This is a genomic window from Pectobacterium odoriferum, from assembly GCF_009931295.1.
GTDB classification, from domain to species: domain Bacteria; phylum Pseudomonadota; class Gammaproteobacteria; order Enterobacterales; family Enterobacteriaceae; genus Pectobacterium; species Pectobacterium odoriferum.
The window spans coordinates 2,665,361-2,677,936 of record NZ_CP034938.1; the positions used below are offsets into that span (position 1 = coordinate 2,665,361).

General features: G+C 48.0%; 11 protein-coding genes and 1 pseudogene. 8 read left to right on the forward strand and 4 right to left on the reverse strand.

Annotated features, from left to right (window positions below; translation table 11 throughout):
* Nucleotides 1-23 precede the first annotated feature (23 nt).
* Both EO763_RS11855 and EO763_RS11860 read right to left on the reverse strand, forming a co-directional pair.
* Entirely contained in the window at nt 24-2,192 is a 2,169-nt protein-coding gene (locus EO763_RS11855) for a sensor domain-containing phosphodiesterase (RefSeq protein ID WP_161529059.1), read from the reverse strand.
* A gap of 388 nt (nt 2,193-2,580) precedes the next feature.
* Nucleotides 2,581-2,757 carry a hypothetical protein gene (locus EO763_RS11860; protein WP_244321982.1) on the reverse strand — a complete coding sequence of 59 codons (177 nt, stop codon included), beginning with the start codon at nt 2,755-2,757 and terminating at the stop codon, nt 2,581-2,583.
* 482 nt (nt 2,758-3,239) lie between these two features.
* Between EO763_RS11860 and EO763_RS11865 the strand changes: the two genes are divergently transcribed.
* The 3 genes from EO763_RS11865 to EO763_RS11875 all read left to right on the forward strand — a co-directional run bounded on the left by EO763_RS11865 (nt 3,240) and on the right by EO763_RS11875 (nt 6,369).
* Nucleotides 3,240-3,974, forward strand: a complete 735-nt coding sequence (locus EO763_RS11865; RefSeq protein WP_039489657.1) for an XRE family transcriptional regulator — start codon at nt 3,240-3,242, stop codon at nt 3,972-3,974.
* Between the two features lie 475 nt (nt 3,975-4,449).
* Complete coding sequence (locus EO763_RS11870) at nt 4,450-4,800, forward strand: Mor transcription activator family protein (protein ID WP_039489660.1); 351 nt, start codon at nt 4,450-4,452, stop codon at nt 4,798-4,800.
* Between the two features lie 459 nt (nt 4,801-5,259).
* Nucleotides 5,260-6,369, forward strand: coding sequence for a 4Fe-4S binding protein (locus EO763_RS11875; protein ID WP_161529061.1), 1,110 nt, complete (start codon nt 5,260-5,262; stop codon nt 6,367-6,369).
* Between the two features lie 194 nt (nt 6,370-6,563).
* On the opposite strand, the gene EO763_RS11880 is transcribed toward EO763_RS11875, so the two are convergent.
* Complete coding sequence (locus EO763_RS11880; protein WP_161529062.1) at nt 6,564-7,442, reverse strand: cell envelope biogenesis protein OmpA; 879 nt, start codon at nt 7,440-7,442, stop codon at nt 6,564-6,566.
* Between the two features lie 441 nt (nt 7,443-7,883).
* Between EO763_RS11880 and EO763_RS23605 the strand changes: the two are divergent.
* Nucleotides 7,884-8,084 (forward strand): annotated as a pseudogene (locus EO763_RS23605) (site-specific integrase); the annotation flags it as partial.
* A gap of 139 nt (nt 8,085-8,223) precedes the next feature.
* Here EO763_RS23605 and icd read toward each other — a convergent pair.
* Nucleotides 8,224-9,477: an NADP-dependent isocitrate dehydrogenase gene (gene icd / locus EO763_RS11885; RefSeq protein WP_010297897.1), complete on the reverse strand. Its 1,254-nt coding sequence runs from the start codon at nt 9,475-9,477 to the stop codon at nt 8,224-8,226.
* A gap of 100 nt (nt 9,478-9,577) precedes the next feature.
* On the opposite strand from icd, the gene rluE reads away from it, so the two are divergent.
* The 4 genes from rluE to hflD all read left to right on the forward strand — a co-directional run bounded on the left by rluE (nt 9,578) and on the right by hflD (nt 12,560).
* Nucleotides 9,578-10,234, forward strand: coding sequence for a 23S rRNA pseudouridine(2457) synthase RluE (gene rluE / locus EO763_RS11890; RefSeq protein WP_161529063.1), 657 nt, complete (start codon nt 9,578-9,580; stop codon nt 10,232-10,234).
* Nucleotides 10,227-10,673 carry an NUDIX hydrolase gene (locus tag EO763_RS11895; RefSeq protein WP_039489671.1) on the forward strand — a complete coding sequence of 149 codons (447 nt, stop codon included), beginning with the start codon at nt 10,227-10,229 and terminating at the stop codon, nt 10,671-10,673. Before rluE ends, EO763_RS11895 begins: the two co-directional genes overlap by 8 nt.
* 139 nt (nt 10,674-10,812) lie before the next feature.
* The gene (gene mnmA, locus EO763_RS11900; protein WP_161529064.1) at nt 10,813-11,919 is read left to right on the forward strand and encodes a tRNA 2-thiouridine(34) synthase MnmA; all 1,107 of its coding nucleotides are present in this window, start codon (nt 10,813-10,815) and stop codon (nt 11,917-11,919) included.
* Between the two features lie 2 nt (nt 11,920-11,921).
* Nucleotides 11,922-12,560, forward strand: coding sequence for a high frequency lysogenization protein HflD (gene hflD, locus EO763_RS11905; protein WP_161529065.1), 639 nt, complete (start codon nt 11,922-11,924; stop codon nt 12,558-12,560).
* Nucleotides 12,561-12,576: the final 16 nt, after the last annotated feature.

Consider the following 12,576-nt stretch of genomic DNA (forward strand, 5'->3'; position numbering starts at 1 on the left):
CAACCGTTACTCGTCTATCTTGCTTAAACGTCTATTGGCTTATTCAGTTTCAGTAACTGGGTAAATTCCTCCGCAGGCATTGGATGCCCAAACAGATATCCCTGCGCTTCCTCGCATCCTTTACCCCGCAGACGCTCGCTCTGCTCTAATGTTTCCACACCCTCTGCGATCACCCCCAGACCGAAACTTTTCCCGAGATACAGGATCGCCCGGACAATAGCCGCATCCGGCGGGGACTCGCACATCGTTCTGACAAAAGTTTGATCGATTTTCAGCCGAGTCACTGGGTAATTTTTAAGCATACTGAGCGACGCATAGCCCGTCCCATAATCATCAAAGGCAATACCGATTCCCGCTTCACGCAACATATTTAACGGTTGCAGCATACTTTCATCGTAACGCAGGATGATATTTTCCGTGATTTCCAGCTCCAACGAGCTTGGCTGTAGCCCTGTACGCGCAAGAATGTCCATAATCTTTTGCGCCAACATACCGGTACGAAACTGTGCGCTGAAAAGATTAATGCTGATACGAAAATAGCTGTCGCTCGCCTGGCACCATTCCGCCGCCTGCCTGCATGCCGTTTCGACGATCCAATCCCCGACGCGTTCTGCCCACGGACCGTTTTCCAGTGCGGTAAGAAATGCGGCAGGGCTCAGCAGCCCTCTTTCCGGGTGACGCCAGCGCAGCAGCGCCTCTGCACCAACAATCTCATTTGTCGCCAGTTTGACCTGTGGCTGGTAGAACATCTCAAATTCATGCTGCTCGTAAGCGCGCACAAATTCTAACTGGAAGGCATGCTTAGCCTGAAAGACCTCAAGCAGCTCGCGCGTAAAAAAGCGGTAGCAGTTTCGACCTTCAGACTTCGCCTGATACAGTGCTAAATCCGCACTGGTCAACAGATCCTGCACGGTCAGCCCGTATTCTGGGTATAGCACCGCACCAATACTGGCACTAATATTGATTTGATGATCGTCAATAATCATCGCCTGAGAAATTTCATGAATAATTTGCTCAGCGATTTTGCCTGCGACCTTTTTGTCATTCAGACCAGGAAACAACAGCGCAAACTCATCCCCCCCCATTCTCGCCACAACATCACCGGAGCGAACCGTGGCTTTTATTTTTTTGGCGACATGAACCAAAATATTATCGCCGCTGGAATGCCCCAGACTGTCATTCACATCCTTAAACCCGTCCAGATCGACCATCATGATACAAACCGCAGGTTCATTCTTTAGTGCAGTTTCCAGATGGGATGTCAGCAACGTGCGGTTTGCCAATCCGGTTAGTGGATCCAGATGCGCCAGCAAAAACAACCGCTCTTCATTGCGTCGCCGCTCTGTAATATCACGCAATATCGCGCCATAGCTAACATTGTCGTTGTCTTCCCACATCGAAACCGACAATTCGACTGGAACCAGGCTACCGCCTTTAGCTTGTACGTTCAGTTCCAGCGTCACGCCTTTCATCAGCGAATCCCGATCGGTGACCAGGTGATTGAGCTGTACGACAAAGGCATCGGGCACGATGGTATTAATACTGCGACCAATAATTTCCTCGTCAGTATATTCAAGCATGTGTTCCGCAGCGGTATTCCAGAAGGTGATCATCCCCTTCTCATTAACGCACAAAATGGTATCGGGCGAGGTATTGGCAATATTTTCAAAACGTACCTGACTAGCTTTACGCGCCAGTTCCAGACGTCGCATTTCCAGCTTGTCCATGACTAATGAAGCCAGATCCTGCAAATTGTGCTCATCGCGTTTTGTGAATATCGTTCTGGGTTTTAAATCGATAATGCACAAGGTGCCGATGGCATGCCCCGACGGCGTAATTAATGGAATACCCGCATAAAAACGAATGTAGGGAACGCCCACAACCAGTGGGTTATTTTTAAAACGCGCATCCTTGAGTGCATCGGGCACTACCATGATCTTTTTCTTTCGGATCGTATGCGCACAAAAAGAGATATCGCGAGGCGTTTCGCAAAAAGGAACGCCCACGTTGGCAGCAAACAGTTGGCGCTCTGCCTCTACCAATGACACCAAAACGATAGGCACGCTGAAGATGTTAGCGGCCAGACTAATCAGGTTACTCAGACCTGGGTCAAATAATACGTGCTTAATTTCATACTCACGAAGAGCAGCAAGACGTTTGTCTTCATCTTTGCTTATTGGGGCACGACTCATGGGTTCCCCCCTCCCACCGTATTAATGTTCAGATTAGACAAAAATTTAGCGATAAATCCAAAATGTTGCAGCAATGAGCACGATAAGAACAGCAAGCCAACGTTAGCAAACCACAGCCCCCTATCTTGCCAAAAATCAAAATGCGTGGTGTATGAGTATGGCAAAAGATCCAGACTCTATCCTCCCTGCAAATCATGAATAATAACAAGTGGAAACATGAATTAAGATAATAGATGAAAAGCGAAATAGAAAGATACCGACGCACTCACAACGTTGAGCGATAAGGTCAGAAAAGAAAGGAGAATGGTTGGTATATTCAAGTGCTCACGACCGGATAACGACAACATATTATCAAGTTATTAACAGAATATAACCAACCAGATAATCATTAGGCGGGAAAATAGGTTATTGAATGCTCAGGTGCACCGTTTTTTGCTCGAATCACGACATCCCAAATCCCTGTGTAAGGCACCGTTAAATACACTTCGCCTTCTGCATGACGGCAAATGAAACCCTGCGTAGCACTATTCTCTTCGGTCATGGTTTCCTGTTTACCATTGCTCATTTGCACTTCAAATGTATTAGCACACCGGACAATTACCGTATCACCCCCAAACAGACTTAAACACGTGCGAATTACAGACATACATCCTCCGAGACACGCAGTCATGCGTATGCTTAATGAAACGAATTTATTGGTTATATTTCCCACAGCGGGATTTCCATAAAAGCAAAATGCATACGTTCAGATTGTGATTTAGATCAAGTGACGCTCACGTTTAAAGCAAATCAGGGGTGGAATAAGACGATACTATGGCTGCCTGATACTTATTAGGATTTTTGATAATTGAGCGATAGCGTTTAGGGATGTCGACGCTATCTCATCCATCTACACAAGGTTAGCCTTACAACATAACAACTTAAGTCGTATTTTAAGTTGTATTTATGCGCGATTTTCACACGTACTAATGACGAATGGCGTTGGTTTTTTTTAAACAAGATTAATACCCGCTTGATAAATGACAACCTAGGTTGTATATTGACCGGATGAAAACGACACTTGCAGAACGATTAAAGACCGCCAGAACTGCCCAAGGGCTTAGTCAAAAAGCACTTGGCGACATGATTGGCGTATCTCAGGCCGCCATACAGAAGATCGAGGTGGGGAAAGCGTCGCAGACAACCAAGATTGTTGAGCTTTCCAATGCACTACATGTTCGTCCTGAATGGTTGGCAAACGGCGAAGACCCAATGCGTAGCAGCGAAGTAGCTCGTTCGCTCCAGGAACCCAGCATTCCGCCAAAATCAGAATGGGGCACCGTATCAGCTTGGGACAGCACGACAGAACTATCAGAGGACGAGGTGGAAGTGCCCTTTTTAAAGGATATTGAGTTTGCCTGCGGCGACGGACGCATTCAAAGTGAGGATTACAACGGCTTTAAGCTCCGTTTCTCTAAAGCTACACTGCGTAAGGTTGGGGCAAATACGGACGGTTCAGGCGTTCTTTGCTTCCCGGCTGCGGGTGACAGTATGGAACCCATCATTCCTGATGGAACGACCGTCGCGGTTGATACCAACAACAAACGCATCATTGATGGAAAGCTCTACGCCATCGCTCAGGAAGGCGGCGGCAACGACAAACTAAAACGGATCAAACAACTTTACCGCAAGCCTGGCGGTCTTCTCGTCATCCATAGCTTCAATCGCGAGACTGACGAAGAAGCCTACGAGTCCGAAGTCGAGATCATTGGCCGCGTGTTCTGGTATTCAGTTCTGCTGTAACACGAAATTAGCGGTATTCCACGCCATAGCTCTCTCTTTTTCTCTCATCAAGACCGGTGGACCGATACGGACACCGGCTTGTTTTGCCAATAAAAGTGTTGCCAGTAATCAAACGTTTCAGCGCTAAAAAACGTTTACCCCCGCCCAAGTAACCTTACCTACGCGCAACAATTTTATACAATCCCCGTGCTATTGTTTCATCAACCCTTGTTGATGTTGTGTTATTCATCCTGTCTATGTTGTTCCTTTCCCGCCCTGTGGCGGGATTTTTTTTGCCCCTCATCTGGCCTCTTTTGCGTGTAGCCTCGCGGGTTGTCATTTCTTTTTACAACCAAAAACAACTCAAATTAAAACTAAAGGTGTTGACACAAAAACAACTATAGTTTTAAATAGGCACATGGCAGCAGGGTATCCCTGCAAAGGTAACAACCCAGTTTTCACGTCAGTAACAACACACATAACAATAGGGTGATTTATGACTGAACCACAATTTCGCAGTAAAGGTCCTGAGCTTCTGGTCGAACTTTCTCAACACGTTGCCGATACGGTCAAAAATGTTACGGAGTTAGATCCACAAACCGCCGAGCTGGTCGGCAATGCCGTTGCCAAACATATGATGACCGTATGGGGAGGGCAAAATGTTTATTTCCCTATGGGAATTTCCTGGCGAGCTTCTCAACGCGATCTTCAAATCTATGAAGAATTTGACGGGCGCAATCACAGCGCGCTGGCTAAAAAATATAACGTCTCATTGCAATGGATTTATAAAATTGTCAGAACGATGCGAAAAGAGGAACTACTGGCAAAACAGCACACTCAGGCATAATGTAAAAATTATGAATTAAAACCTCAGGTGCTAATTAAAAGAAAAAATAGAAACAGATGATTTAATAAAATCTATATTTTTTACTTTCAATAAAAATAACCTAAATCATAAGAATTGTGCAAATGTAGCAAGATATTCCTATACGCTAACGTCTGGCAACATACGAAGTTGAAAAATAAAAGATATATTTAAAGATAATACCGTCTGGTAATTAATAGAATGGGTACTTTTGCGTATCCATTCTTTTTTATATATCTAACGTTTTTCACTTATAAAGATCGCCCTCCCGCACGCTTTCCGAGCTTCTTATTCAAATCAATCAGCTAAAAAATCACAAACATGCATTTGCAATACACAAATCAATTTTTAACCATTCCGAGCGTGATAACGTTGTTCCACGATCCCTTCGGTGTATTGAAAGCGCCGAGTGGAAAAAATAAATGGGAGCAATTGAGAGCAATGAGCGAGAAAGCAAGAAAGCGGTGGCAACGCCGCCCCGGAACCACTGGCGGTAAACTTCCCTGGAATGACTGGCGCAACGCGCTGACCTGGCGCAGAGCGACGCAAATCCTGCTACTGACAATCAACGTTTATATCGGCATCACCTTCTACTTTTGGGTACGCTACTTTGAAACCGGCGGCACAAGCCTTTATATGTCGAGGCCCGGTGGTATTGAAGGCTGGCTGCCAATTGCCGGATTGATGAACGTGAAGTTCACTTGGGAAACAGGTGATTTTCCCCCTATCCACCTTGCGTCAATGCTATTACTTGTCGCATTTATTTTTATCAGCCTGTTACTGAAGAAATCGTTCTGCTCCTGGCTGTGCCCTATCGGCACGATTTCCGAGTGGGTGGGTGCTGTGGGGAAAAAGATATTTGGACGTCATTTCATTCTTCCGAAGTGGCTGGATATTCCGCTGCGTAGCCTGAAATATCTATTACTAGTTTTTTTCCTCTATATCGCTTTATCGATGCCAGCACAGGGCATTTATATGTTCCTGATGTCGCCTTACGGTCTGATCGCCGACGTCAAAATGCTCGGTTTTTTCCGCAATATCGGCACTATCACGTCGGTCAGCGTTTTTCTTTTTACGTTTACCAGCCTGTTTATCCACCATTTTTGGTGTCGCTACCTCTGCCCTTACGGTGCACTTTTGGGGATATTTTCGCTGCTGTCGCCCTTCAAGATTCGTCGCAACGCCACCCGTTGTATCGACTGCGGCAAGTGTGCGAAAGCCTGCCCGTCTAACATCCCAGTGGATAAGCTCATTCAGGTGAGAACGGCGGAATGCACCGCCTGCATGACCTGCGTCGAATCCTGCCCAGTGGCATCAACGCTCCATTTCTCGTTGATGAAGCCCTCAGGCTCGCAGGCAAAAGGCAGCGAAACAGCCAAACCGCTATGGCGACAAACTGCACTGTCCGGTATCACGATGACAGTACTGGTGCTCAGCATTCTTTTTGGCATGATCGGCTTTGCGATGTACATCGGCGGCTGGGACAGCCCGATCCCTGAGCACATGTACTTCCGGCTCATTCCCGACTCACAGGGGATTGGTCATCCGTAAAAAGTGGCCAAATCGGCCCAGTGTAGTTTCCCCTGAATTGAGACTTACCGATTAATGGCGTTATTTGGTTAAAATACAACCCGTCTAGGCTCGCTATAGGAGGAACGGTGTTACATTTACCACTGGTGCTGATGAAGCGCTGCATTGAGGTCAGTCATTATCACAGGCACTCAGTGAATGCCTGCTGTAATGCCTTATTTGATAACTGAGTTATCGATAGTCCTAATGGCTGTGCCATTTTGCTGCTTGATGATGTTTAAGTGGGTGTTATCAGATTTACGCGCTGCCAAGACGTTAATATCTTTTTCATCATCACAATTGAAATCACCTTGTAGCGATAATGCCATAGCCTTCAAAGAGTCATCGGTAGAGAAAGGGACATACGACACAACGTTATCTTTATTAATGATTTTGACGCCTACTGCTCCAGTGACATCATTCTGATACAGATTGTAAACCTTGCCGTTCCGTGAGTCGGTGTCGACAAATATTTCAGTGCCGAGTGCTTTAGCACTCGTAATAACAATAGAATCAATATCTGAACCGGCTGACCCTGTATAGGATGATAGGCTCGTGTCTACGATTTTTAGGTAGGCAAATGAATCTTCTGTCGAATCAATAACGTCAACATCATAGCCAATAACTGAACCACGAGTTGCGACGATACTGTCCGGCTCAGGATTAATCTCAGTAAATACCGCAGTAGCCTTGATCCATAAATTGCCATCATTAGAAACATAAGCATCCCATGATTCGTAAATCCCAACTTCATAGATATAAAAATCAGCGTCTGCTGTGCCACTTTTCTTAATAGCGTACGGAGCAAAACCGACAACCATACTGCCTGCTGAACCAAGAGATAATGACGCATTACCGGTACTGTAAACAGTAGGCTCCCCCAAAACCCGCTCTGGCACTTTACGATTTGAGTCTACATTTTTCCCTGGAGTATAACTGACGACCTCTGTAGCAAAACCAACTGCATTGCCTGGGATATCAGGATAGCCTTTATAGGTCTCGGCAAATGCTGAAACCGAAAACAGGCACATTAACGCAATAGCGTATTTTTTCATTTCACTTCCTCTTGATAAAAGATCCCCACTATTGCGAGGAATAAATGGATTCCGTTCTACGTATTCCATAAAGCTGATTGTTAGCTTGATCAATTGCCGTCAGCAACGGATCAATCCAATAAACAACCTGCGCATACGTCAGTTTGCAACCGGTGGCAGTGAAAGTCAGTTCCGCTTGTAACGGGACGTATTGTGCTGGCGCGTAAACGGTACGTGTATCCGCAACATCATCGCTAACGCACTGACGACTGGGTCACGTTTGATAATTGTCCAGTAAACGATCTGCATTTCATCTGAATTCACTTTAATATTTGTGCTGTGCTGATTGTCCTGATGGGGCAATCTCATTGTGGACGTCGTGATATTCCAGAGCGAAAATCACCGCTAGTGTGAAAACTCCGCATAACACCATTTTTCTCCAACCATCGTCCGTATACGCAACGCGTATCAACAAAAACGCTGACTTCTGCATTCAAAAAATCACGAGATAAAAGCAGATCGAAATGGGATGCGGGAACTGAGCCAACATTTCACGAACAACGCTCTCTTTCAGAAAGACTTTATCGCGATCAAAGGATCGACACTCAGAAACTACCAGGTCACAGATCGAGGAAAATGACTGACAAATATAACGATGACTGAGGTAAAGATTGGGTGATTATCGGCACAAAGTTAGCCTGGTTTTTGAACGGTTTTAGGGAGAGTTTTGGGGAAAGGTTTTTAGCACAAAAAATAAGGGGCCAATCGTGGCCCCTATTGTTAACCCACACTTAACACTGGATTACATATTATCGATGATGTCTTGCGCAAACTCGCTACATTTCCGTAGCTTAGCGCCTTCCATCAGACGTTCGAAATCGTAAGTCACGGTCTTGTTCTTGATCGCGCCTTCAACGCCCTTAACAATCAGGTCAGCCGCTTCGAACCATTGCAGGTGACGCAGCATCATTTCAGCAGACAGAATAACGGAACCTGGGTTCACTTTATCCTGACCCGCATATTTCGGTGCTGTACCGTGCGTGGCTTCAAACAGTGCGCATTCGTCACCGATATTCGCGCCTGGGGCAATACCGATACCGCCAACCTGTGCCGCCAGGGCATCAGAAATGTAGTCACCGTTCAGGTTCATACAAGCGATCACATCGTATTCAGCAGGACGCAGCAGGATTTGTTGCAGGAAGGCATCAGCGATCACGTCTTTTACCACGATCTCTTTGCCGGTGTTCGGGTTCTTGATTTTCACCCACGGGCCGCCATCGATCAGCTCACCGCCGAATTCTTCACGCGCCAACTGGTAGCCCCAGTCTTTGAACGCGCCTTCGGTGAATTTCATGATGTTGCCTTTGTGCACCAGCGTGACGGAATCACGGTCGTTGGTGATCGCGTATTCGATAGCAGCGCGAACCAGACGTTTGGTGCCTTCTTCGGAACACGGCTTCACGCCGATACCACACTGCTCAGGGAAACGGATTTTGCTAACGCCCATTTCTTCACGCAGGAATTTGATCACTTTGTCTGCTTCAGCAGAACCCGCTTTCCACTCGATACCTGCATAGATGTCTTCGGCGTTTTCGCGGAAGATCACCATGTCGGTCAGCTCAGGCTGTTTAACGGGGCTAGGTGTACCTTCGTAGTAGCGTACCGGACGCAGGCAAACGTACAGATCCAGCTGTTGGCGCAGTGCAACGTTCAGAGAACGGATACCACCGCCGACTGGCGTTGTCAGCGGGCCCTTAATCGCCACACGATATTCACGGATCAAATCCAGTGTTTCTTCCGGCAGCCAGACATCTTTACCGTAGACCTGCGTGGATTTTTCACCCGTATAGATCTCCATCCAGGAAATCGCGCGCTTGCCTTGATAGGCTTTCTTCACGGCGGCGTCAACGACGTTGATCATGGCTGGCGTTACATCGATACCGATGCCGTCGCCTTCGATAAACGGAATGACCGGGTTGTTTGGAACAACCAGTTTGCCTTGAGCATCAACCGTGATTTTCTGACCTTCTGTCGGTACAACTACTTTGCTTTCCATTAACCTCTCCTTCGAGCGCAATTTTGTTAATGACTTGTAAGATGCGTGTCAATACTACTTGAATATTTAGCCCGCGCCAATCGCAAACCATTTGAGTATAATGCTTTTGTTATCCGCGACTATAAAGATGATGAATAAATTCTCTGTTAAAAATCACAAAGTTAAACGATTCAGCTCACAGCCGGCAAGAAAAAGACAGCCTGACAACGCGCCGTGCCGCATCGTTTTGTTCAATAAACCCTTCGATGTGTTGCCGCAATTCACAGATGAAGCCGGACGCCGGACGCTGAAAGATTACATTCCGGTTAGCGGTATTTATGCCGCAGGGCGTCTGGATCGCGATAGCGAAGGCCTGATGATTCTCACCAATGATGGCAAGCTTCAGGCACAGCTAACCCAGCCAACGAAGAAAACGGCCAAAATTTACTATGTTCAGGTCGAAGGTATTCCTGACGACGCCGCACTGACGCGCTTTCGTACGGGTCTGGACCTAAATGACGGCAAAACGCTGCCCGCCGGTGCGGAGATCGTACCGGAACCTGACTGGCTGTGGCCGCGTAATCCGCCCATACGCGAGCGTAAAAACATTCCCGACTGCTGGTTAAAAATCACGCTGCTTGAAGGTCGTAATCGGCAAGTCCGCCGTATGACAGCGAATATCGGGTATCCTACATTGCGTCTGATTCGATACGGCATGGCCAATCAGACCGTAGAAAACCTGTTACCCGGAGAATGGAAGGAGATAACGGATGTTTAAACCTCATGTGACAGTCGCCTGTGTGGTACAGGCCGAAAACCATTTTCTGGTCGTAGAAGAGTTAATTAACGATAAATTATTGTGGAATCAGCCCGCGGGTCATCTGGAAGCCGACGAGACGTTGATTCAGGCGGCAAGCCGTGAATTGTGGGAAGAAACCGGCATTCAGGCCACGCCGCAAAGTTTCCTGCGTCTGCACCAATGGATCGCGCCCGACAACACGCCGTTCATACGCTTTTGTTTTGCGCTCGATCTGCCAGCACGAGTCGACACCCAGCCGCACGACAGCGACATCGAGTGTTGCCGCTGGCTGACCGCCGAGGACATTCTGCATTCGCATCAGCTTCGTTCGCCGCTGGTGGCCGAAAGTATTCGCTGCTACCAGCAGCCAGAGCGCTATCCGTTAACTGTATTGGGCGCGTTTAACTGGCCATTTTAGGCATCTTGCTATTCCTGCCGTAAGCGGACTTAGCCACCGCACGGCAGGAATAGCGATGCAGCCCTCGGTTCAACATGCTAAAATATGCCGTTTGTTTTTCGCATCAATGCGTCAGTAAATTTCAGTTCGTGAGACTTCCATGTCAGATAACAGCCAGAAAAAAGTGATTGTCGGTATGTCCGGCGGTGTTGATTCCTCCGTTTCCGCTTACCTGTTACAACAACAGGGCTATCATGTTGAAGGCCTGTTCATGAAGAACTGGGAAGAGGATGATGACACGGAATATTGCTCAGCGGCCACAGACCTTGCCGATGCGCAGGCTGTTTGCGACAAGCTGGGTATCGAATTACATACCGTCAACTTTGCCGCCGAATATTGGGACAACGTTTTTGAACTCTTCCTTGAAGAATACAAAGCAGGCCGTACCCCCAACCCTGATATCCTGTGCAATAAAGAAATTAAATTCAAAGCCTTCCTGGAATTCGCCGCCGAGGATCTCGGCGCAGACTATATCGCGACGGGCCACTATGTCCGTCGTCACGACGTTGACGGTAAAAGCCGTTTGCTACGCGGCATGGACGGCAACAAAGATCAGAGCTATTTTCTTTATACGCTGAGCCATGAACAGATCACACAAAGTCTGTTCCCGGTCGGTGAGCTGGAAAAACCGCAGGTACGTAAAATTGCCGAAGCGCTTGAACTGGCAACCGCGAAGAAGAAAGACTCTACCGGCATTTGCTTCATCGGCGAACGTAAATTCACTGATTTTCTGGCGCGCTACCTACCCGCACAGCCCGGTCCGATTCTATCCGTCGACGACAACAAACCGATGGGACAGCATCAGGGGCTGATGTACCACACGCTGGGGCAACGCAAAGGTCTGGGTATTGGCGGCGTCAAAGATGGCGGCGAAGATCCCTGGTACGTGGTGGATAAAGATGTCGCCAACAATATTCTGTATGTCGCGCAGGGTCACGAACACCCTCGCCTGATGTCGTACGGTTTAATCGCACAGCAGCTACACTGGGTCGACCGTCAGCCGCTCACCGCTGAATTACGTTGTACGGTGAAAACCCGTTACCGTCAGGCGGATATCCCCTGCACCGTCACGCCACTTGGCGACGATCGCATTACCGTGCGTTTTGATGAGCCCGTCGCAGCCGTGACTCCGGGCCAATCTGCCGTGTTTTATCTGGGCGAGATTTGCCTTGGCGGCGGCATCATCGAAGAACGCTTACAGGAGTAACCGTGGCTAAGAACTATTATGAAATCACGCTAGCACTAGCGGGCGTTTGTCAGTCGGCACACTTAGTCCAACAGTTGGCCCACACGGGGAACTGTAATAACGATGTGCTGCATACCTCGCTGAACAGCGTTTTGAATCTCAATCCAGCGTCTACGCTGGCCGTTTACGGTAATGACGAGCAAAACCTGAAAGTTGGTCTGGAAACGCTGCTCGGCATTCTGAATAGCAGCAGCAGTAAAGGCACGGGTGCAGAGCTATCACGCTACGCTTTCAGCCTGATTGCGTTAGAACGCAAGCTGAATGCGAAGTCTGCCGCGCTTGACGAACTGGGCAAACGCATCGGGCAGTTGGAGCGCCAACTGGAGCATTTCGAGCTGCTTTCCGAGACGATTGTGAGCGCGCTGGCCGCGATTTATGTGGATGTCATCAGCACGCTGGGGCCACGGATTCAGGTTACCGGTTCACCGGACGTGCTGAAAAACAGCCAGGTGCAGGCTAAAGTGCGTGCCGCGCTGCTGACCGGCATTCGCTCTACGGTGCTCTGGCAACAGATTGGCGGCGGACGCTTACAACTGATGTTTTCACGAAGCCAGTTGGTCAAAGAAGCGAAGCAGATATTGGCACGTTGCCCATCCGTTTGATGGTATTCTTGCCGCC